We start from the raw sequence: 21,394 nt of genomic DNA, 5'->3' as shown, positions 1-21,394 counted from the left end.
GGGTTCTCGCTGTGGCCGATTCGGACTCCTACCTGAAGTGGGCGGCGGGTCTCCTCGACCAGCTCCCCGCCGGGTGGACGTCGACGCTGGCCGTGGTGCGCACGCCGATCGTCCCGTCCCCGGGTCAGATCGCCGCCGCCGTCAACGGGACGCGGTTCGACACCGAGGAGCCGCCGGCGGTGGTGCCGGCGCGGGGCCTTCGCCGCCTCGCCGAGCGGATCAGGCCGGACGTCGTGCTGGTCTCCTGCACGGGGCCCGTGGTCGACGTGCTGGTGAGCGAGGTGTTCGACGGGCTGAGCCCCCGCCCGGTCTTCGTGTCGGGCCTTCCTGGCATCTCGATCCCCGCGACGGAGAAGGCCTGGCTGTACCGGGGCGGATGCGATCTCTTCGTCGTGCACAGCGGCAGGGAGGTCGAGGAGTTCGCCCGCATCGGCAGGGAGCTGGGCGCCGAGGGCGAGATGGCGCTCGCCCGCCTGCCCTACCTCGACCACGCCCTCGCCCGCCCCACGTCCGCCGACCGGCTCGTCTTCCCCTCGACGACCGGGCGGCCCGGCCCCGCGCCGCTCACCGCGCGGGCCGTGCCGTCCGAGGCGGGCGAGACCGGGCCGTCCGAGGCCGGCGAGACCGTGGCGGAGGAGGGCGGGAGGCGGGTGGTGTTCGCGACCCAGGCGAAGGTGCCGAAGCGGCGCGAGGAGCGGGAGGGCATCCTGCTCGCCCTGGCCCGGCTCGCCGAGGCCCGCCCCGACCTGGACGTGGTGGTCAAGCTCCGGGCCCTTCCGACCGAGCGCCAGACCCACAACGAGCGGTACCACTACGAGCGGCTGTGGCGCGGGCTCGTCGAGACGGGCGCGGTGCGCGACGGCGGCGTGAGGTTCGCGGCGGGCGCGATGCGCGAGCACCTCTCCGAGGCGGCGGCGTTCGTGACGGTCAGCTCCACGGCGGCGCTTGAGGCGATCGCGGGGAGGGTCCCGTTGCTGGTGCTGTCCGACTTCGGGGTGAGCGCGGAGATGATCAACCTGGTGTTCGAGGACAGCGGATGCCTCGGCACCCTGGAGGAGCTCACCCGCGGCGAATTCCGGCAGCCCGCCGCCGCCTGGCGCGACGCCAACTACTTCCACGACCCGGCCGTGAGCGACTGGGTGGTCAAGCTCGCCGTGCTGGTGGAGCGGGCGCGCGCCGGCGGCCTGCCCCCGGTCCGGCCGCTGCTCGACGGTCCCGGGCACGCCGCGGCCCGTCGCCGCGCCCGCCTGCGCGTCGAGGTCCCGCCGGACGTCCTGCGCGTGGGCTACCGCGCCGGCCGCCGCGTCCGCCGCTACCTCAAGGCGCTCGGCTAGCAGGTACGCCGCGGCCGGGGGCCGCCCGGGGAGACCGGGCGGCCCGCACGGGTCAGACGGGGTTCAGATACCAGATCTGGTCGCCCGCGACGATGCCGAGGCCGGAGTCGGTGTTGCCGGTGACCGTCTGCTGGTCCAGGGTGGTGCCGCCGCCGGGAGGTGTGTCGAGCACCTTGCCGCTGAAGCGGTTGACCAGGAAGGACGTCCCGTCCGCGACCCGCTGGAAGGTCCATTGCTGGCTGGTCGCGGTGCCGCAGGTCGCCTGCCTGATCTGGACGCCGGTGGACGTGCTCGCCGAGACCAGGTCCAGGCACTTGGCGCTGTTGACGTTCACCAGCTTCCAGTACGACCCGGTGGCCTGGAGCGTCCACCGCTGGCTGGTGGCTCCGGACGGGGCGTTGTGCGTGATCAGCGCGCCGGACGCGGTGGAGCCGCCCGCGGGCTCCGCGTTGTCGCGGCTGCCGAGCCCCTGCAGGTAGTAGACGCTGTTGTTGACCGGCGCGATGCCCGTGACCTGGTTGAACACCCACTGCTGGTTGGTAGCGCCGGTGTAGGTCTGCTGCGTGACGGGCGCCGGGTAGGCGCCGCTCGCGGTCAGCGCCAGCCCGGACAGCCAGTCGAAGATCGCGTAGGTGTTCCCGCCGGTCGGAAGGTAGGCGAAGCGCATGCCGTCCTGGCCGGCGCAGATGTACTGCAGGAGCGTCGTGCCGGGCGTGGTGCCGCTGTAGGAGCTGTCGGCGCACAGGCGGCTGCCGACGTTGACGAACTGCAGCCCGGTCGTGTAGCCCATCAGCCACTTCTGGCTGGGGGTGTCGACGCGGGCGCGCTGGCTCAGCTCGGTAAGCGCCCCGGTGGACGCGCCGATGGGTTCGAGCGCGCCTCCCGTGGAGACGTTCGTGATGACGTAGGTGTTGCCGACCTTGGGGTGCGCGTCGCTGTCGGCCGTGCCGCCCGCGATGAGGTAGGCGCTGCTCGCGACGTTCCAGTGCGTGGCCAGGTAGGTTCCGGCGGTGGGGGCGGCGTTGTAGTAGTCGTCCCGGTTGCAGTCGGGCAGCCGGTAGTCGTTCCACTGCAGGCAGTTCCACGAGGGCGTGCCGCCATAGCACATGAGGTCCCACTGGTCCAGGCAGTGCCAGGTGCCGTCGGAGTGGGCCGAGCTGAGCTGCACGGCGCCAAAGGTGTGCCCCAGCTCGTGGGCGATGGCGTTCGCGCCGAAGCAGCCGGGGATGGCGTCCACGCGGGCGAAGGCGAGCCCGTTGTTGAGGTTGGCGGCCCCGGTCGTCAGGTCGTCGCTCTTGATCTCACCCACGCCGCAGATCACCGTGGCTTCGGTGAGCATGAGGTAGTGGCGGTCGGTGCTGGTGTAGCCGAGGGCCTTCACGGCGGTGATGCTGGTGGCGAAGTCGGCCAGTGACCCGGCGGGGACCACCACGTTGCGCACGACGGCGGCGCAGCCGCCGCTCACCGCAGTGGTGACGTAACGGATGTGCCGGCTGCGGTTGGAGGTGGCCGCCCCGTCGTTGAACGCGTCGTCGGCGTTGGCCAGCCAGGCCCGGAACATGGGCAGGAACTGGGTGTAGCGGTCGGGCATCGACGCCTCGCGCACGTACAGGACCTCGACGCGCTTGCCGCTGGTGCCGTCGCCGTCGCAGGCCACCAGTTGCGGGCTGACCCGCGCCTTGGCCTGGCTCGGCGCGAGGGCCGCCGGGCCGGCGTGCTCGCCGAGCTTGGCGCCGGGGAAGGTGTCGTACACGGCGTGGGAGGAGGGGCCGTCGTCCGGCGGAGGGGCGGCCGACGCCGCCGAGGGTGAGGCGACCATACCGGCCGCGAGGAGGACCGACGCGGCGACCAGGGAGAGGTTTCGCCTGAGCTGCATTCCGATGAACTCCGATCGGGTGCGGATACGCCCTAGAGGGCGACTCATCGGTAATGATCACATCATAAACACGCAAGTCCGACTGATTGTAAGATTTATCACAAAAACCCGTGACGGCAACGCATTCAAACGACCCAATCGGGTGATTTGTAGCCTCGTGTGATAATTCCAGTAAACGCAAATAATGGAACCTCGACGCCGAACAAAGCATTCACCGGTGGGAAACCTCCAGCTCACAGGCGTGAGCCATGGCGGCCGTGTACGCACCTATCACGTCCGAGCGAGCCGGTCCACGGCCTTTCTCAAAAGGCGAGACATGCCCCTGTGCTCTGCGGCTTCGGACGGAGGGAAATGTCGCCGGTCGGCCGGTGAGGGCGCGGTGGAGGCGGGTGGTGAGGCCCTTGTCTTTGGCTGGGGGCTCGGGGGTGGGGATCAGGCCGACGGAGGCCGGCCGGCGATGGAAAACTCCCTGAAGCGCCGCGACGGTGGGCACGTCCATGACGACGGCGGCCCCATGATCACGGGCGTGATCATGGGGCCGCCGGTTCGATCTACTTCGCCGATGGGGGTCTGCTCCCGCGGCGGCGGGCTTTTCCGCGTGTGCGTGCCGCCCGGACGTGGTCTGCGTTCCGTCGCCAAGCCCCGAGTCGTGGCGGTGGGGTCAGAACGGCGTGGTGCTGGGAACCACCTTGAGATCGATCTGGTAGTCAGGGCCGCTCTGGCTGGCCGCGTTCGGCCGGAACATGTAAGTGGCGTCGCCGGTCGCCGGGCTGATGGGGAAGGACTCGAGCAAGAGGTCGTCGTCCGAGAGTATGGGGTCGTCTTCCCGGATGTTGACGGTGATCCTGCCAGTGGACCTGAACACGGGCTGGTACGGAGCTTCGTCCCTCATGTTGTAGACGCGCACACCTGACGGGCAAGGGGAGTAGAGGAAGCTCATGCAGTAGCCCGACTCGACCGACGAGACCGACCAATCCGTTCTCGGCCAGACACGGTAGGTCGTGTTCAAGGGCGGCACGAGGCTGGGGCCGCCGACCTTGACGAAGATATGGTCACCACCGCTCTCCTGTGTCCGCCAGATGGTGATCGAGTTGATGATGACCCGAACATACGGGGCGGCCTCCACCGAGGAGGCGGAGGCGACGGAGGCGGTGGCCACGAGGGGCATCGCGAGGACCGCCCCCGCGACGACCCGGAAAAGGCTCTTGAGTGGGTTCATGCGAAAAGGATCACCGCGGCCGGTTGGAACTAACTTGACAATGACTAGGAGACGGCTTTCGGCCACGGGTTCGGGCGAGCGTGAGATCGTCGGGCCGTGCTCTTCCGGCACGCCGGTCGATCGCAGGCGCCGTACCGATCCTGCTGTCTCTGTCACCGGTCAGCGGGTGAGGGCGCGGTGGGCGGCGGCTCCATGATCACGGGCGTGATCATGGAGCCGCCGGTTCGATCTACTTCGCCGAGGGGGTCTGCTCCCGCGGCGGCGGGCTTTTCCGCGTGTGCGTGCCGCCCGGACGTGGTCTGCGTTCCGTCGCCAAGCCCCGAGTCTTGGCGGTGGGGTCAGAACGGCGTGGTGCTGGGAACCACCGTGAGATTGATCTGGTAGTCAGGGCCGCTCTGGCTGCCCGCGTTCGGCCGGAACATGTAAGTGGCGTTGCTGGTCGCCGGGCTGATGTTGAAGGACTCGAGCAAGACGTCATCGTCCGAGAACAAGGCGTCCTCTTCCCGGATGTTGACGGTGATCCTGCCAGAGGACCTGAAAACGGGCTGTGCCGGACCCGCGTCCCTCATGTAGTAGGCGCGCACACCTGAGGGGCAAGGGGAGGCGAGGAAGCTCACGCAGGAGCCCGACTGGACCGACGAGATCGAGCCCTCGGCTCTCGGCCAGACACGGTAGGTCACGTTCAAGGGCGGCACGATGCTGGGGCCGCCGACCTTGACGAAGATTTCGTCAGCACCGCTCTCCTGTGTACGCCAGATGGTGATCGAGTTGATGATGACCCGAACATACGGGGCGGCCTCCACCGAGGAGGCGGAGGCGACGGAGGCGGTGGCCACGAGGGGCATCGCGAGGACCGCCCCCGCGACGACCCGAAGGAGGCTCTTAAGTGGATTCATGCCGACAAGGATCACCATGGCTGGTTGGAACCGACTTAACATGGCTTGGCGTCGGCTTGCGGCCACGGTTTAGGGCGAGCGTGAGGTCGTACGGCCTGTCATCCGGCCCGCCGATCGATCGCGGGGCCGTACCGGTCAGCGGGTGAGGGCGCGGCGGAGGCGGGTGGTGAGGCCCTTGGCCTTGGTGGGGGGTTCGGGGGTGGGGATGAGGCCGACGGAGGCCAGGCGGCGGTTCTTGAAGTAGCGGGCCTGGGCGCCGTGGGTGTCGATGTAGCGGGCGGCCGGCTCGCGCAGCGCCGGGTACGCCTCGTTCTGCATGCAATAGCCCACCGCCTCGACCAGTCCGGGGAGGTCGGCCTCCGGCGGGTCGGTGATCGACCCGTCGGGGGCGAGACGGGGCACGGTGGCGTCGACGATCGTGACCGGGATCCGGTTGCTGTTCTCGTACGGAGCGAGCCGTTCGAGCACCGTGTCGCAGCCCATCGTGGCGACGGGGATGCCGAACAGCCGGTGCGCGGTCATCAGAGCGGTGGAGAAGCAGCCGACCACCAGCTCGGGCCGCAGGGCCTGGAAGCAGACCTCCGCCGGGACGGTCTCCCCGGCCACGCTCAGCTCCACGCCGAGCTCGCCCGCCACCGCGCGGAGCCGCTGGGCGTGCCGGCGCCCCGCCGCCGGGTGCGGTTTGAACAGGACCTTCCGGTGCCCGCGCGCGGCCAGGGCGCGCAGCATGGCGGCGTGGAGCTCCGCCTCCTCCTCGGGGGTGACGATCTCCAGGGCCGACAGGTACTGGCCGAGGATCATCGCGTCGCCGGAAAGGCCGTCCGGCGCGGGCATCGCGTCAAGGACTCCCCGGAAAGCCGCGTCGGGCAGCGGGTCGGGCGCGACGCCGGCCTCCCGCAGCAGCAACGGGACGAGGCCGGGCACCAGGTCGAGGTGGAGCAGCCGGGTGATCCTTCCGGAGGTCTCCTGCGGCAGCGGGTCGCGGGTCGGCCCGTAGCTCATCAGCCCGTCGGAGTACACCGTGATCGGGCAGTCCCGGATGAGCGCCGCCACCGTCCTCGACGGGGGGACCGCGACGGACTCCAGGACCAGTTCGGCGGGCCCGTCGCCCAGCGACAGGTGCGAGCTCAGCAGGCGCCCGAGCATGGGCACCTCGATGACGCGGGCCTTCCAGTCGGAAGGGTGCAGCGGCGCCACGATGTCGTTCCAGGACCAGACCTCGTCGAAGCGCCCGCGGAGCGCCGCGAAGCCCGGAGCCTCGTCCAGGGACGGGGTGACCTCCGGGATGGCGGCGTTGTTGGACACCAGCAGGATCCTGCGCCCCGAGTGGGGACCGAACCTGCCGGCGTCCATCGCCGCGGCGAGCGTCATCGCCCCGAAGAGCGTCGAGCTGTAGAAGACCTGGGTCACGGGAAGCTCTCCTCGGGCTCTCGGAGGTGCCGGGGAAGCAGCGGGTGCAGCAGTGCCGCGCGCTCGGGCTCCAGCCCCGCTTCCGCGACCAGGTCCGGCGGAAGGCCGGCGAGGACGTCCCGCGCCCTGGCCTCGAAGCGGGCGCGGAGCGCGGGGGAGAAGCGGTCGCCGAGCTCCAGGTGGTGCGCCAGCAGGGCGCAGAAGGTGCGCACGGCCTTGGGCAGCAGGTCGTGCTCGTTCTCCACCTGCTTGAACACCAGCTCGAACGCGTCGAAGAAATGCAGTTGCCGCTCGTCGCCGATCTGGGTCAGCGACGAGGGCACCATGCGCCGGTAGAAGACGCCGGCGAGCGAGACCACCGCGAACGAGCGCGCCTCGCGGTGCAGCCTCCAGATCCAGGGACGGTCCTCGGCGGTGTGCAGGTGGCCGGGGAAGGCCAGCAGGTCGCCGAGGTCGCGCCGGTAGATCCCCGCCCAGGCGTACGGGTAGTCCACCATCGTCTTGACGCCGGCGGGCAGGATGCGGTCCCTGGGCGTGAGCACCACTCCCCGCCTGGCCTCCGGCGCCCGGTGGACGACCCGCTTGCGCCCCTCCACCTGGACGTGGTCGACCCGGACGAAGTCGCAGCCGAGGCCGTCGATCGCGGCCACCAGGTGGGGCAGGTACCCCGGCGCCAGCCAGTCGTCGCCGTCCATGAAGGTGACGTACCGGCCGGACGCGAGGGAGACGCCGAGGTTGCGGGCGTCCGCCAGCCCCGCCGGCGAGGCGTTGCGCAGCACGGTCAGGCCCGGCAGGTCGTCGCGGAAGTCCTCGACGATCCTCGGGGTCGCGTCCGCCGACCCGTCGTCGACGACGATGAACTCGAAGTCCTGCCGGGCGTTGCGCCGCAGCGAGGCGAGCGCGTCGGCGATGTACGGCTCGGCGTCCCGCACCGGCACCACGACGGACAGCGTGATCACCGGCGCCCCCCAGCGTGCGTCAATTCGTGAACTCTCCTCTGGCCCTCGGGCCTCGTGCGAGGCCCTCCGGCGGACGGGGGTGTGCTCGGGTCAGACGGTGACGCGGCGCAGCCGGGCCTTGGGGGCCTCCTCGCCGGGGAACACCCGCTTGACGCCGTCACCGAGAGCGGACTCGATGATCCTGATGTCCCTGACCAGGTGCTCCAGGCCGCTCGGCTCCAGGGAGGCCGCGTGGTCCGAACCCCACATGGTGCGGTCCAGCGTGATGTGCCGCTCCACCGTCACCGCGCCGAGGGTGACGGCGGCCAGCGAGATCTGCAGGCCGCGCTCGTGCCCGGAGTAGCCGACAGGGACGCCGTACCGGTCCTGGAGGGTCATGATCGTGCGGAGGTTGGCCTCCTCCGGCGGCAGCGGGTAGGTGGAGGTGGCGTGCATCATCACGAGCCTGGACGTGCCGAGGATCTCGACGGCCTCGTCGATCTCCGCGAGCGTCGACATGCCGGTCGACAGGATGATCGGCTTGTTCGTGGCGGCGAGCCGGCGCAGGAGCTCGTGGTCGGTCACGCTGGCCGAGGCGACCTTGTGCGTGACGACGTTCATGTCCTCCAGGAAGTCGACCGAGGGCACGTCCCACGGGGAGGCGAACCAGTCGATGCCCCGCTCGGCGCAGTACTTGGCGATCTGGGTGTACTCGTCGCGGCCGAACTCGGTCCGGATCTTGTACTCCATGTAGGTCATCTCGCCCCACGGAGTCTGGCGGATCTGGCCGCGCTGCTCGACCGGCACGCAGATCTCGGGGGTGCGCTTCTGGAACTTCACGGCCTGGCAGCCGGCGTCGGCGGCGACGTCGATGAGCCGGCGCGCGATGTCCAGGTCGCCGTTGTGGTTGATGCCGATCTCGCCGATGACGTACACCGGCTGCCCGGGGCCCACCAGCGACTCGCCGATCCGCACAGGGGCGCCCTTGACCCGGAGCGTGGCGCGCGGGCCCGCGGCCGTGGGCTCGGCGTCGACGGGCCGCGAGGCGAGCACGCGGTCGCACAGCTCGCGTACGGCGCCCGCGCCGCCCTGGTGGTCGAGCACGATGCGGGCGGCGGCCCGTACGCGCGGGTGGGCGTCGGGCACGGTGACCGGCCAGCCGACCAGGTCCATGCAGCCGAGGTCGTTGACGTCGTTGCCGACGTAGGCCACGCGGGCGGGGTCCAGGCCCTCGATGCTCAGCCAGTCGCGCAGCGCGGTGTGCTTGGAGGCGAGCCCCTGCAGGACCGGCACGCCGAGCTTGCGGGCGCGGGCGGCCACGACCGGGTTGCGCTCGGTCGAGAGGATCAGCAGTTTCACGCCCGACCGCTTGAGCAGGGAGACGCCGAGGCCGTCGGAGCGGCTGACGGCGACCGACTCGCGGCCGTCCTGGTCGACGTAGACCAGGTCGTCGGTGTGCACGCCGTCGAAGTCGGTGATGACCGCGTCCACGTCGAGCGGCCCCGGCTGGTCCACGAACGGCGCGAGCGCCCGTACGATCTCCAGGTCCTCGGGGGTGTCGACCTCTACGGCGTGGCGGGTGGGAACGGGCTGGACGGCGACGGTGCCGAAGAAGCGGTGCCCGTGCTCGCGCAGGCCGGCGGTGCGGATGGCGTAGAAGGCCCCGGTCTCGCGGTACTCGGGCTCGCGGTCCTGGCGGCGCGGCCGGTGGGCCGGGTCGTGGTTGATCCCGCTCACGCCGCCGTCGCGGGCGGCCCACACGAACTCGTGGGTCGCGAGGCCGGAGAAGACGACGTCGGCCGTCCCGTCGAGGACCTTGGCGACCGCGGCGTCCAGGTCGGCGGCGTCGATGAAGGCGCTCGTGCACTGGACGAGCACGACGACCTCGGGGTCGGCGTCGAGCTGGTCGAGCGCGTGCAGCAGGGCCGACTCGCTGGAGGCGGTGGCGCCGCTCAGCTCGGCGGGACGCTCGATGACGCGGGCGCCCGCGTCCCTGGCCACGGCCGCGATCCCGTCGTGGTCGGTGCTGACCACGACCTCGTCGATGAGCGCGGTCCCCGTGCAGGAAGCCACCGCGCGGGCGACCAGGGGCGTGCCCCCGACCTTGGCCAGGTTCTTGAGCGGGACGCCCGCAGAACCACCACGGGCGGGGACGACGGCCAGGACTCGCAAGGTGACTCCTCGATATGCGGCGTGACGAGCGGTCGTCGCGGCGACACGCTCGTAAGGTGTCACGCACGCTAACCACCGGTGCCGTCCCTCAAGGGGAGCCTGAGCTGAACGCCCAGCGTCGCTCCTGTTAACTCTTGGCGAGGGCGCTAATCCATCATCGGCAGCCGCAGGACGAACCTGGTGCCCTCGGGGACGTCCTCGACGTGCAGCGTCCCGCCGTGCGCGATGGCGACGTCGCGGGCGATGGCGAGCCCGAGGCCGGTGCCGCCCCGGTCCCTGCTGCGCGACTCGTCGAGCCGGGCGAAACGGTGGAAGACGCGTTCCCGGTCCTTCTCGGCGATGCGGTCGCCGTCGTTGGTGACGGCGAGGACGGCGGTGCGGTTCGCGCCGCTCACCTCCACCTTGATCATGCTGGAGGCGTGGCGCCGCGCGTTGTCCAGCAGGTTGCCGATCACCCGGAACAGCTGCGTCCGCACGCCGAGCACGACCACCTCCTCCTTGAAGTCGGTGGTGACCGGCACCTGCGCCGGCCGCCGGGCGATCTCCTCGGCCGCCAGGTGGCCAAGGTCGACGCACTCCTGCACGGCAGGGCCGCTCGATCCGAGCCTCGCCATGAACAGCAGGTCGGTGATGATGGCCTCCACCCGGTCGGTGTCGCGCAGGGCGCCGTCCACCAGGCTCGGAAGGTCGGTGTCCCCGGGATGCAGCCGCGCCTCCTCCAGTTGCGCGCGGAGCCCGGCGATCGGGGTGCGCAGCTCGTGGGAGGCGTCGGCGGCGAACCGCCGCTGCTGCTCGACCGAGTGCTCAAGGCGCGCGAGCGTGCTGTTGACGGTCCTCGCCAGGTTGGAGATCTCGTCCTCGCCCGGCGGCTCCTGGACCCGGCGCGACAGGTCGCTCACGGTGATGTGGGCCAGTTCGGCCTGGATGTTGTCGACCGTGCGGAGCCCCCGGTCGGCCCCCTTCCAGGCGATCCAGCCGATCAGGCCGGTGAGGGCCGCTATCTGGAGGCCGACGGCCACGTCCAGGACGCGGGTGGACAGCACCGCGGGGGTGCGCTTCGCGGCGTACACGACCGGTGAGCCGGGCCTGGCGTCGGCCAGGGTCGCCGTCACGTGGTAGCAGCCCCTGGAGGCCTTCGGGCACGTCGTGAAGTCCACGAGCCGGTCGGGGAGGTCGGGCCGTACGTCGCTGACCGGGGGCGCCCCGCCGGCCTTCGCCGTCGCGGCCAGCAGGTGGCCCCCTGGACCGATCACCTGGATGACGTCCACGCCGCCGGGGCCGGGCGCGATGGGGTTGAGCAGGGTCGCGTTCCGGTAGGCCACGACGATCCGGGAGGCGGCCTCCCTGGTCTCCCGCCAGATGGAGGTGGCGACCGCGCCCCTGATCACCATGTCGGCCGCGAGGCCCAGGGGGATCAGGAAGAGGCCCGCCAGCACGAGCGCGAGAAGGGTGACCTGCCCCCGGATGGATCGAGGCCACACGGCGGCCCATGGGAGGGACATTGGCAAAGGCTACTGGCGTGGATCTCATCCAAGATCCGCGAGCCGGGAAAGAGGTCACCAAGCCCTGGCAAAGCCGCCGGGCGCGGGACCGGGCCGCACGCCGGGGGAGCCTACCGTCCGGCGTGCCGGGTCACCCGATCCGGTCGCCGGCCGGTTGTGGGCCTCCCGGTGATGACCTCTGACCGCTACCGTGAGCGACAGCGATCTTTTAACCCTAAGTGTGGTGTTATGACGCCGAACCTCTGGCGAGCGGGCCTGTCGTTGCCGTTGACCTTCCTGCTGCTCGCCGTCCCGGAGGCGGCGGCGCGGGCCCTGTCCGAGGGACCCGCGCGGGCGTCCCCGCTGGAACGTTCCGGGTCCGCGGCGGGCAGGGTCTACTACGTGGACGGCCGCGAGGGCGACGACGACGCGCCGGGGACCTCTCCCGGCAAGGCCTGGCGCTCGCTCGGCCGGGCGAGCTCGGCCCGCCTGCGGCCGGGTGACACGCTGCTCCTGCGGCGGGGCGGCCGGTGGAAGGGCACCCTGACGCTGAGGGGCAGGGGCACGGCCGCGCGGCACATCACGGTCGGCTCGTACGGCAGGGGCGCCCGGCCGAAGATCAGCGGAAGGAATGGCGACTGCGTGGTCGTCGAGGGGTCCTACTGGCGGATCTCCGACCTGCGGGCGAGCGACTGCGGGTGGGGCGGCTTCAGGATCGACGGCCGCCACAACGACCTGTGGGACGTGTACGCCGACCGCAACGTGGCGGGCGTCTGGGTGACGGAACGGGGCTCCCACAACGTCATCCGCGACAGCCAGATGATCGGCAACGACCGGATGAGCGTCGACGACAGCGAGCCGGACAACGACTCCGGCGCGTTCGGCGTGCTGCTGAACGGCGACGACAACAGCGTCATCGGCAACCTGATCGTCGGCAGCTACGCCTCCAGCCAGGACTACGTGTCCGACGGCGCGGCCGTGGAGGTGTACGACGGCGACCGGAACCTCGTCGCCCACAACGTCGCGCGCGACAACGAGACCTTCACCGAGCTCGGCCACAGCCCCGGCGGGACCGCCAAGGGGAACCTGTTCGCCAACAACGTGGTGACCTCTGGGGAGAAACGCGGCTCGTTCCTCATCACCCGCGGCGCCGGGCACGCCGTGGGGCCGGTCACGGGCACGGTGGCGGTCAACAACTCGGTGTACCTCCCGGCGCGCAAGACCATCGGCGTCTCCTGCGCCGACGGCTGCTCCGCGAAGATCCTGAGGCTGCGCAACAACGCCATCAAGGTCGGTGGGGTGCTGGGATACGAGGACGGCTCGGGAATCGACGACGCTGGCGGCGTCTACGATGGCAGGTCCACGGGCATCAAGCTCGGCCACCGTTCGATCCGCGAGGATCCCGGCTTCCACAGCCGCCATGACCTGCGGCTACGTCCCGGAGCGGCCTCCATCGGCCAGGGGGTGCCGCTCGGGCCCTCGTGGTACGGAGGCACGGGGCTGGCGCACGACGCGGCGGGACGGGCCATCCCCCGGTCGAGGAACACGGATGCGGGCGCCTATCAATACTGAATTGGATTTATTTCGGACATATCTTCGGAACATCGCCGAAACCTCGATCCAGGACGCTGTGTGCCGTGGTGCAGTAGATGAAAGAAACAGGAGGTCGGCCCGTATACGTGGTTCGGCTGGATATACAGAGGTGGTGGTGACGGTGCTACGGATCCGGGTTTCGCTTCCCGATCGGCCGGGGGTGCTGGGGCAGGTGGCCCGATCCTTCGGGGTCCTCGGCGCGGACATCCTCCAGGTGACGGTCCTTGAGCGGGAGGGCGGCCGGGCGGTGGACGACTTCACCCTGTCGTGGCCGGGCGGGTTCGCCGCCGACGAGCTGCGCGAACGCCTGTCGGTCGTGCCCGGGGTGCGCATCGAGGGCGTGTGGCCCACCAGGGAGGCCCCGGGGACGAGCCCCGACTACGACCTGCTCGGCCACGTGGTGTCCGACTCCGAGCGCGCCTTCGTGACCCTGGTCGACGCCGCCCCCGACCTGGTGAGCGCCGAGTGGGCGGTCGCCGTGGACTCCGACACCGGCGCCGTCGTGCACGGCAGTTGGCAGGCTCCCGGCGTGGACGAGATGCCCGACCTCACGCCCCTGCGCCCGGCGGCGTTCAGCGAGGGGCCGCTGCACCTGCTGAGCCTGCCGATGAAGACCGCGGGCCTGCATCTCGTCGTGGCGCGCACGGAGGGCCCGGCCTTCCACCAGGTGGAGTTGGACAAGGTGGTGCGGGTGGTGGAGATCGTGTCCCAGCTCGCCGGCTCGGCGGCCGACCGTACGGTCGCCTAGCGGCGGGGCGGGTCGATCCTGTTGCCTTCGAGGGTGAACAGCATGAGCCTGCTGAGGTCCACGGCGACGCGGCCGTGCTCGCCGGCACGCCACACCGGCCGCGAGCCCAGGCGCACGACGAGGTCGGCCCGGCGGTGGGTGCCGCTGCCGGCCGCGGAGGGGGCGATGTACTCGGGGGCGTGCTCCTCCTCGCCGGAGATGAGGCGCCGCATCATCGACCGCACCCTGCCCGCCGTGCCGCCGGCGGCGTGCCCGTCGCCGTTGCCGTTGACGTGCCCGTTGGCGGCCGCCCTCGGCGCGGGCTCGGGGGCGGGCACGACGGGGATGCCGACCTCCAGGTAGGCGAGCCATTCGTGACCGTGGTACTCCAGCGTCCTGACCCTGCCGCTGAAGTGCGGGCTGTCGACGCCTTCGGGGATGGGGGTCAGCGCGTCGGGGCGGATGCCGACGATGATCTGGCTGCCGGTGTGCTGGGAGACCGCGTAGGCCCGGGGGTCGGTCCAGGGCATCGTGATCTGGTGGAGCCCGAAGTCCAGCATGATGTACTGGTTCTGCGGGGTCTTGACCGTCGCCGCCAGCAGGTTGATCTGCTGCGAGCTGAGGAAGGCCGCCACGAACGCCGTCGCCGGGTCGTTGTAGATCTGCCCGGGGGTGCCGACGTCCTGCAGGACGCCGCGGTTCATGATCGCGATTCGGTCGGCCAGGGTGAGGGCCTCCACCTGGTCGTGCGTGACGTAGATGGTCGTCACGCCGAGCGCCCGCACCAGCGACGAGATCTCCATGCGTAACTCGGTGCGCATCCCGGCGTCGAGGTTCGACAGCGGCTCGTCCATCAGGAACAGCGACGGCTGCCTGACGATGGCCCGGCCCATCGCGACGCGCTGCCGCTGGCCACCGGAGAGCGTTCCAGGACGGCGGTCCAGCGTCTCGTCGATGTGAAGCGCCTTGGAAAGCTCGGTCACGCGTTCCCTGACCATGGCGGGGTCGGCCTTGGCGATCTCCAGCGGGAAGGCGATGTTGCCCCGCACGGTGCGGTGGGGATAGAGGGCGCCGTTCTGGAAGACCATCGCGACGTCGCGGTCACGGGGTGCCAGGTCGTTGGCGATCCGCCCGTCGAGGTAGAGGTCCCCGGAAGTGATCTCTTCGAGTCCCGCGATCATCCGCAGCAGCGTGGATTTACCGCATCCGGATGGGCCGAGCAGGACGAGCAGTTCGCCCTCTTCCGCGCGCAAGCTCATGCGATCGACCGCGAGATGCCCCCCGGGGTACACCTTTGTCACGCTGTCGAGAACGACGGTACTCATCGTCACTCGTTCCTCCCGGGCATCAGAACCCGGATCCCAGCCGTCATTGTGATTGATGAGGTAGTACATCGCGTAGTGGGCCACTGTGTCCATACATGAGGTGAGAAATTGCTCATCTGCTGGTTACTTGACCGTTGCCTGTCTGTAGAGGTCAGGACAGATAGGGAAAGGGCGGCGCCGGCGGTGGAGCCCGGCCGCCTGCCACCGGACGCGCCGGCGCGGGCCGGGCACTGGTCCGCGAGGGCCGGGCGCTGGCCCCCCGCCCGGGTAACGCGGATGTAATGACAGACGTGTCACAATTTGCAGAAAGTTTCCGAAAGGTCTTTCATGTCTGTTCACATGGCTGTTACGTTCCGCGTACCCCGGTGATCCCGTCCGCCGTCGGGGACGCGGGCGGGATCGGCCGATCCTTAGGGCAATGAAGCTGAGCAAGGAGTGCACAACATGCGGCGAGGCATCTCGGTCGCGGCGACAGCCGCGGCGCTCGCGCTGGCGGTCTCCGCCTGTGGCGGCGAGGACACCACCAATCAGTCGGCCGCTCCGGCCACAAGCGCCGGCGCCGCTGACGTCTCCGGCGAGGTGACGTGGTGGGACACCTCGGACGCCACCAACGAGGGTCCCGTGTTCCAGGAGCTGATCAAGGACTTCCAGGCGAAGTACCCGAAGGTCAAGGTCAACTACGTCAACGTCCCCTTCGCCGACGCGCAGAACAAGTTCAAGACCGCCGCGCAGAGCGGCGCCGGCGCGCCGGACGTGCTCCGCGCCGACGTCGGCTGGGTGGCCGAGTTCGCCTCCCTCGGCTACCTCGCGCCCCTTGACGGCACCCCGGCCCTCGACCAGCCCGAGGACTTCCTCCCGAGCCCGGCCGGCAGCGGCAAGTACGAGGGCAAGACGTACGGCATCCCGCAGGTCACCGACACGCTCGGCCTGCTGTACAACAAGGAGCTGCTGAAGAAGGCCGGCCACGACGCCCCGCCGAAGACCTTCGAGGAGCTCAAGCAGTTCGCGCTGGACGTCAAGTCCAAGGCCGGGGCCGAGGGCCTCGCGCTGAACGTCGACGCCTACTTCCTGCTGCCGTTCATCTACGGCGAGGGCGGCGACCTGCTCGACGTCGCCACCAAGAAGATCACCGTCGCCTCGCCGCAGTCCGTGGCGGGCCTGAAGGTGGTCGAGGACCTGATCAAGTCCGGCGCGGCGTCCAAGCCCGCGATCCAGGACAGCTACACCAACGCGGAGACCGCCTTCAAGGAGGGCAAGGCCGCGATGATCTTCAATGGTCCGTGGTCGAACACCGACAACCTCGGCGGCAAGGTCTTCAAGGACAAGCCCGACAACTTCGGCATCGCCCCGGTCCCGGCCGGCTCGGTCAAGGCGGGAGCCCCGACCGGCGGCCACGACTACACCGTGTACGCGGGCTCCAAGAGCCTGGACGCGTCCTACCTGTTCGTGAAGTTCATGGACTCCGCCGAGAGCCAGGCCAAGATCGCCGGCAAGCTCGGCCTGCTGCCGACCCGCCAGTCGGCCTACAGCCTGCCCGACGCGCAGGGCAACGAGATGATCGGCCGCTGGAAGGAGCCCATGACCGCCGCCGTCGAGCGTCCGTGGATCCCCGAGGCCGGCCAGCTCTTCCAGCCGCTCGTGGAGGGCTACCAGAAGCTCGCCACCGGCGGCACCACCAGCGAGCAGATGGCCCAGGACGTGGCCAAGGCCTACCAGGGCCTGCTCAAGGGCTGGAGCCTGTGACCGATGACGACCCAGGTCGTTGACGGTACGGCCGCGGGCACGAGCGCCCGCGGCCGTACCCGCCGCCCGGGGCCGGGGAGGGCCGGACGGTTCTTCTCCCGGCACTGGTACGCGTGGGCCATGTGCGCCCCGGTCGTCATCGTGACGCTCGTGCTTATCGGGTACCCGCTGGTGCGCGGCGTCTACCTGTCGCTCACCGACGCGACCGAGGCCAACATGGGCCGTACGATCGGGATGAACACCATCCCCTCGACGTACGAGTTCGTCGGGCTTTCCAACTACGTCGACATCGTCGGCTCCAGCGCGTTCCTGTCCCGGCTCCTGTGGACGGTCGTCTGGACCCTCGTCTGCGTCGCCCTGCACTACGGCATCGGCCTCGGGCTCGCGCTGCTGCTCAACCGGCCGCTGCGGTTCCGGTCGGTCTACCGCATGATGCTCGTGCTCCCGTGGGCGGTGCCGGCGTTCGTCTCGGCGTTCATCTGGCGGTATCTGCTGAACGGCGAGTTCGGCGTCGTCAACGCGATGCTGCGGGCCGCGGGCTTCGGCGGGCTCGACTGGCTGGACGACCCGTTCTGGGCCAAGGTCTCGGTGATCACCGTGAACGTCTGGCTCGGCGTGCCGTTCATGATGCTCGCGCTGCTGGGAGGCCTGCAGGCCATCCCCCGCGAGCTGTACGAGGCGGCCGAGGTCGACGGCGCCACTCCCTGGCAGCGCTTCAGGAACATCACCCTGCCCGGACTGCGGCCGGTGTCCAGCACGGTGGTCCTGCTCGGCACCATCTGGACCTTCAACCAGTTCCCGGTCATCTTCCTGGTCACGAAGGGCGGGCCCGGCGGGTCCAGCGAGATCCTCGTGACCTACGCCTACCGGCAGGCCTTCGAAGGCATCAGGAACTACTCGGGATCGGCCGCGTGGGGTGTGCTCATCCTCGCGCTGCTCGTCGTCATGGCCGTGGTCTACCGCCGCGCGCTGCGTCAGCAGGGAGATGCATGGTGAGCACGGTGAGCACGGTGAGCACGGTGAGCACCGCGGGTCACGCCGCGGCGCCGCGGCGCAGGCGTCGTGGCTCGCGCGGAGCCGGGGCGTCCGCCGCCCTGCACGTCACGTTGTTCCTGGCCAGTCTGATCGCGGTCTTCCCGGTCGCCTGGCTGGTCCTGACCTCGCTCAAGCCGAGGGACGCCTGGCAGTCCACCACGGTCGAGCTCTTCAACCACCCGAGCCTCGACAACTACACGCAGGTGCTCGGCCAGACGGCGTTCCCGCGCTGGCTGTTCAACTCGCTGTTCGTCGCCGCCCTGACGACCCTGCTCGGCGTGGTGCTGTCGGCGACCACCGGCTACGCGGTCAGCCGCTTCCGCTTCCCGGGATTCCGGTCGATCATGTGGATGCTGCTGATCACGCAGATGTTCCCGGTGGCGATCCTGATCGTGCCGATCTACAACCTCATGGCCGGGCTCGGGCTCATCAACCAGTTCCCCGGCCTGGTGATCGCCTACCTGACCTCGACGATCCCGTTCTGCGCCTGGATGATGAAGGGCTACTTCGACACGGTGCCCGTCGAGATCGACGAGGCCGGACGGGTCGACGGGCTCACGCCCTTCGGCACCTTCTGGCGGCTCATCCTGCCGCTGTCCAAGCCGGGACTCGCCGTCGCGGCGTTCTACTCCTTCATCACGGCCTGGGCGGAGGTCGCGTACGCGACCGCGTTCATGACGGGCGACGACAAGTACACCCTGGCCGTGGGCATCGGGCAGTTCGTCGGCCAGCACAAGGCCGAATGGGGACTGCTCACCGCGTCCTCGGTGCTGATCGCGGTGCCGGCGGCGGTGGTCTTCCTGCTCGTCCAGCGCAACCTCGTAACCGGCCTGACGGCCGGAGCCACGAAGTCGTAAGACCACCGTGGTATCGGAACCTGATATTTCGGAGAATCGGGGGATCCCAATGACCGACGTGGTCCGTGAAGCCCGTCCCGTCGAGACCGGCACGCGCTGGTGGCGTGACGCGGTGATCTACCAGGTCTACGTGCGCAGCTTCGCCGACGGCAACGGCGACGGCGTCGGCGACCTGCTCGGGGTCCGCAGCCGCCTCGACTACCTGGCCGGGCTGGGTGTCGACGCCATCTGGCTGACGCCCTTCTACACCTCGCCGATGGCCGACTTCGGCTACGACGTCGCCGACTACCGCGACGTCGACCCGATCTTCGGAACGCTGGCCGACGCCAGGGCGCTGATCGAGGACGCGCACAGCCACGGGATGAAGATCATCACCGACGTGGTGCCGAACCACACCTCCGACCGGCACGCCTGGTTCCTCGCGGCCGTGCAGGCGGGCCCCGGCAGCCCCGAGCGCGAGCGGTACATCTTCCGCGCCGGACGCGGCGAGGGCGGGGAGCTGCCGCCCAACGACTGGGAGTCGATCTTCGGCGGCCCGGCGTGGACGCGGCTGCCCGACGGCGAGTGGTACCTCCACCTGTTCGCCCCCGAGCAGCCCGACCTGAACTGGGAGAACCCCGAGGTCCACGCGGAGTTCGACGCCATCCTGCGCTTCTGGCTCGACCTCGGCGTGGACGGCTTCCGCATCGACGTCGCCCACGGCATGGTGAAGGCCGAGGGGCTCCCGGACATCGGGTCCAGGGAACAGATCGAGATGCTGGGCACCACGGTGCTGCCCTACTTCGACCAGGACGGCGTCCACGAGATCCACCGGGCCTGGCGCCGCCTGCTGGACTCCTACGACGGCGAGCGCATCGGCGTCGCCGAGGCATGGGCGCCCACGCAGGAGCGCCTCGCCCGGTACGTACGGCCCGACGAGCTGCATCAGGCCTTCAACTTCCACTTCATGAAGACCCCGTGGGACGCGGAGATGCTGCGCGAGGTGATCGACGAGTCGCTCGCCACCGTGGGCCCCGTCGGCGCCCCGACGACATGGGTGCTCTCCAACCACGACGTCAAGCGGCACGTGACCCGGTACGGTGACGGCGAACTCGGCCTGCGCCGTGCCCGCGCGGCGGCCCTCATGATGTTCGCCCTGCCCGGCTCCACCTACGTCTACCAGGGTGAGGAGCTCGGCCTCCCCGAGGTGCTCGACCTGCCCGACGAGGTCTGCCAGGACCCGCAGCGCCTGCGGGGCCCCGAGGACGGCCGCGACGGCTGCCGCGTCCCGATCCCGTGGGCCCACTCCGAGCCGCCCTTCGGGTTCAGCCCGCCGGGGATCGAGGAGACCTGGCTGCCCGTCCCTGCCACCTGGGGGACGCTCAGCGTGGAGGCCCAGCTCGGCGATCCGGGCTCGACGCTGTCGCTCTACCGGGGCGCCCTGCGCCTGCGGCGCGAGCACCCGGACCTCGGCGACGGCTCCCTGCGGTGGATGGAGTCTCCCGCCGGGACCCTGGTCTTCGCCCGGGGGGAGACGTTCGTCTGCACGGTGAACACCACCGGCGAGCCGGTCGAGCTGCCCCGGCCGGGCGAGCTCCTCATCGCGAGCGCTCCCGTGGCCATCGAGGGCGACGTCGTACGGCTGGCGCCGGATTCCGCCGCGTGGTGGGCGCTCGGCGTTGCGTAAAGTAGCGGCCATGAACGGTAACGCCCGGCTGTCCGACATCGCGGCCCAGGCGGGCGTGAGCGAGGCCACGGTCAGCCGCGTGCTGAACGGCAAGTCGGGGGTGTCCGCCGGCACGCGCCAGCTCGTCCTGACCGCGCTCGACCTCATGGGGTACGAGCGCCCGCAGCGGCTGCGGCAGCGCAGCAACGGCCTTGTCGGGCTGGTCACCCCCGAGCTGGACAACCCGATCTTCCCGGCGTTCGCCCAGGCCATCGAGAAGTCGCTGACCCAGCACGGCTACACGCCCGTGCTCTGCACGCAGAGCCCGGGCGGCGCCCCCGAGGACGAGTTCACCGAGCTGCTGCTGGAGCGCGACGTCAGCGGCATCATCTTCGTCTCGGGCCTGCACGCCGACACCACCGCCCGCATGGATCGTTACACCAGGCTGACCGACCGGGGGCTGCCGATCGTCCTGGTCGACGGTTACAGCGAGCACATCGAGGCGCCGTTCATCTCGCCGGACGACCGGCTCGCGTCCCGCCTGGCCGTGCAGCACCTGGTCGACCTCGGGCACGAGCGCATCGGCCTCGCGCTCGGCCAGCGGCGCTTCGTGCCGGTCATCCGCAAGATCGAGGGGTTCACCCAGGCGATGTCGCAGCTGCTCGGCGTCTCCGGCTGCGACGAGCTGATCCAGCACTCGCTGTTCTCGGTCGAGGGCGGGCAGGCCGCGGCGGCGGCGCTGATCGAGCGCGGCTGCACGGGCATCGTCTGCGCGAGTGATCTCATGGCGCTCGGCGCGATCAGGGCCGCGCGCGAGCGGGGCCTTTCGGTGCCGGGTGACGTCTCGGTCGTCGGCTTCGACGACTCCCCGCTGATCGCCTTCACCGACCCGCCGCTCACCACTGTGCGCAAGCCCATCGGCGCGATGGCCTCGGCGGCGGTCCAGACGCTGCTGGAGGAGATCAACGGGGCGGCCCCCAAGAACATCGAACTGGTCTTCCAGCCCGAGCTCGTCGTCCGCGGCTCCACCGGCTCCGGCCCCCTCGTCAACCGCTGACGACGCGGACCGGGGAATCGAAGAAGCCGAGTGTGCGGGCCATTCCCTGTGTCAGCACGCTCGGACCTCGATCCAACGGCTCGATG

Annotated in this window: 16 protein-coding genes; 8 read left to right on the top strand and 8 right to left on the bottom strand. The window is 70.3% G+C overall.

Annotated elements, in window-relative coordinates; all coding sequences use genetic code 11:
- The first annotated feature begins 11 nt into the window (after positions 1 to 11).
- Positions 12 to 1,334: a DUF6716 putative glycosyltransferase gene (locus tag ACGFIV_RS23280; RefSeq protein WP_358561114.1), complete on the top strand. Its 1,323-nt coding sequence runs from the start codon at positions 12 to 14 to the stop codon at positions 1,332 to 1,334.
- Between the two features lie 52 nt (positions 1,335 to 1,386).
- Here ACGFIV_RS23280 and ACGFIV_RS23275 read toward each other — a convergent pair whose 3' ends face one another.
- From ACGFIV_RS23275 to ACGFIV_RS23245, 7 genes are all read right to left on the bottom strand, one after another.
- Positions 1,387 to 3,210, bottom strand: coding sequence for an RICIN domain-containing protein (locus ACGFIV_RS23275; protein WP_392837594.1), 1,824 nt, complete (start codon positions 3,208 to 3,210; stop codon positions 1,387 to 1,389).
- A gap of 661 nt (positions 3,211 to 3,871) precedes the next feature.
- The gene (locus ACGFIV_RS23270) at positions 3,872 to 4,540 is read right to left on the bottom strand and encodes a hypothetical protein (protein ID WP_392837592.1); all 669 of its coding nucleotides are present in this window, start codon (positions 4,538 to 4,540) and stop codon (positions 3,872 to 3,874) included.
- 227 nt (positions 4,541 to 4,767) lie between these two features.
- Positions 4,768 to 5,265 (bottom strand): hypothetical protein, encoded by a 498-nt coding sequence (locus ACGFIV_RS23265; protein WP_392837590.1) that lies wholly within the window; start codon positions 5,263 to 5,265, stop codon positions 4,768 to 4,770.
- Positions 5,266 to 5,460: 195 nt separating this feature from the next.
- On the bottom strand, positions 5,461 to 6,735 hold the full coding sequence (locus ACGFIV_RS23260) for a polysialyltransferase family glycosyltransferase (RefSeq protein WP_392837588.1): 1,275 nt from the start codon (positions 6,733 to 6,735) through the stop codon (positions 5,461 to 5,463).
- Positions 6,732 to 7,694, bottom strand: coding sequence for a glycosyltransferase family 2 protein (locus ACGFIV_RS23255; protein ID WP_358561419.1), 963 nt, complete (start codon positions 7,692 to 7,694; stop codon positions 6,732 to 6,734). Before ACGFIV_RS23255 ends, ACGFIV_RS23260 begins: the two co-directional genes overlap by 4 nt.
- Before the next feature lie 90 nt (positions 7,695 to 7,784).
- The gene (locus tag ACGFIV_RS23250) at positions 7,785 to 9,845 is read right to left on the bottom strand and encodes an N-acetylneuraminate synthase family protein (protein ID WP_392837585.1); all 2,061 of its coding nucleotides are present in this window, start codon (positions 9,843 to 9,845) and stop codon (positions 7,785 to 7,787) included.
- A gap of 146 nt (positions 9,846 to 9,991) precedes the next feature.
- Positions 9,992 to 11,347 carry a sensor histidine kinase gene (locus tag ACGFIV_RS23245; RefSeq protein WP_392837583.1) on the bottom strand — a complete coding sequence of 452 codons (1,356 nt, stop codon included), beginning with the start codon at positions 11,345 to 11,347 and terminating at the stop codon, positions 9,992 to 9,994.
- A 228-nt stretch (positions 11,348 to 11,575) separates the two neighbouring features.
- Between ACGFIV_RS23245 and ACGFIV_RS23240 the strand changes: the two genes are divergently transcribed.
- Both ACGFIV_RS23240 and ACGFIV_RS23235 read left to right on the top strand, forming a co-directional pair.
- Entirely contained in the window at positions 11,576 to 12,898 is a 1,323-nt protein-coding gene (locus ACGFIV_RS23240; protein WP_392837582.1) for a hypothetical protein, read from the top strand.
- Positions 12,899 to 13,034: 136 nt separating this feature from the next.
- Complete coding sequence (locus tag ACGFIV_RS23235; RefSeq protein ID WP_358556385.1) at positions 13,035 to 13,667, top strand: amino acid-binding protein; 633 nt, start codon at positions 13,035 to 13,037, stop codon at positions 13,665 to 13,667.
- Here ACGFIV_RS23235 and ACGFIV_RS23230 read toward each other — a convergent pair.
- Positions 13,664 to 14,971 carry an ABC transporter ATP-binding protein gene (locus ACGFIV_RS23230; protein WP_392837581.1) on the bottom strand — a complete coding sequence of 436 codons (1,308 nt, stop codon included), beginning with the start codon at positions 14,969 to 14,971 and terminating at the stop codon, positions 13,664 to 13,666. The two genes, ACGFIV_RS23235 and ACGFIV_RS23230, sit on opposite strands and share 4 nt — an antisense overlap.
- A 444-nt stretch (positions 14,972 to 15,415) precedes the next feature.
- Between ACGFIV_RS23230 and ACGFIV_RS23225 the strand changes: the two genes are divergently transcribed.
- Genes ACGFIV_RS23225 through ACGFIV_RS23205 form a run of 5 tightly spaced genes read left to right on the top strand, consistent with a single transcriptional unit; the run spans position 15,416 to position 21,308 of the window.
- A complete protein-coding gene (locus ACGFIV_RS23225) occupies positions 15,416 to 16,714 on the top strand; it encodes an extracellular solute-binding protein (RefSeq protein WP_358556391.1) in 1,299 nt (432 codons plus the stop codon).
- 3 nt (positions 16,715 to 16,717) lie between these two features.
- On the top strand, positions 16,718 to 17,710 hold the full coding sequence (locus ACGFIV_RS23220; protein ID WP_358556394.1) for a sugar ABC transporter permease: 993 nt from the start codon (positions 16,718 to 16,720) through the stop codon (positions 17,708 to 17,710).
- A complete protein-coding gene (locus tag ACGFIV_RS23215) occupies positions 17,704 to 18,606 on the top strand; it encodes a sugar ABC transporter permease (RefSeq protein WP_392837579.1) in 903 nt (300 codons plus the stop codon). Before ACGFIV_RS23220 ends, ACGFIV_RS23215 begins: the two co-directional genes overlap by 7 nt.
- Positions 18,607 to 18,655: 49 nt before the next feature.
- Entirely contained in the window at positions 18,656 to 20,272 is a 1,617-nt protein-coding gene (locus ACGFIV_RS23210) for a glycoside hydrolase family 13 protein (RefSeq protein ID WP_392837577.1), read from the top strand.
- A 10-nt stretch (positions 20,273 to 20,282) separates the two neighbouring features.
- Positions 20,283 to 21,308: a LacI family DNA-binding transcriptional regulator gene (locus ACGFIV_RS23205; protein WP_358556403.1), complete on the top strand. Its 1,026-nt coding sequence runs from the start codon at positions 20,283 to 20,285 to the stop codon at positions 21,306 to 21,308.
- Positions 21,309 to 21,394 lie beyond the last annotated feature (86 nt).

This window comes from Sphaerisporangium sp. NPDC049003 (genome assembly GCF_043197795.1).
Lineage (GTDB): Bacteria > Actinomycetota > Actinomycetes > Streptosporangiales > Streptosporangiaceae > Sphaerisporangium.
This window is presented reverse-complemented; position numbering and strand designations above follow the sequence as displayed.

Excerpts from the sequence above, each read along its gene's own strand:
- ACGFIV_RS23275 (WP_392837594.1), bottom strand. The coding sequence starts at position 3,210 with ATGCAGCTCAGGCGAAACCTCTCCCTGGTCGCCGCGTCGGTCCTCCTC.
- ACGFIV_RS23245 (WP_392837583.1), bottom strand. The coding sequence starts at position 11,347 with ATGTCCCTCCCATGGGCCGCCGTGTGGCCTCGATCCATCCGGGGGCAG.
- ACGFIV_RS23240 (WP_392837582.1), top strand. The coding sequence starts at position 11,576 with ATGACGCCGAACCTCTGGCGAGCGGGCCTGTCGTTGCCGTTGACCTTC.
- ACGFIV_RS23230 (WP_392837581.1), bottom strand. The coding sequence starts at position 14,971 with ATGAGTACCGTCGTTCTCGACAGCGTGACAAAGGTGTACCCCGGGGGG.
- ACGFIV_RS23225 (WP_358556391.1), top strand. The coding sequence starts at position 15,416 with ATGCGGCGAGGCATCTCGGTCGCGGCGACAGCCGCGGCGCTCGCGCTG.
- ACGFIV_RS23220 (WP_358556394.1), top strand. The coding sequence starts at position 16,718 with ATGACGACCCAGGTCGTTGACGGTACGGCCGCGGGCACGAGCGCCCGC.
- ACGFIV_RS23215 (WP_392837579.1), top strand. The coding sequence starts at position 17,704 with ATGGTGAGCACGGTGAGCACGGTGAGCACGGTGAGCACCGCGGGTCAC.
- ACGFIV_RS23210 (WP_392837577.1), top strand. The coding sequence starts at position 18,656 with ATGACCGACGTGGTCCGTGAAGCCCGTCCCGTCGAGACCGGCACGCGC.
- ACGFIV_RS23205 (WP_358556403.1), top strand. The coding sequence starts at position 20,283 with ATGAACGGTAACGCCCGGCTGTCCGACATCGCGGCCCAGGCGGGCGTG.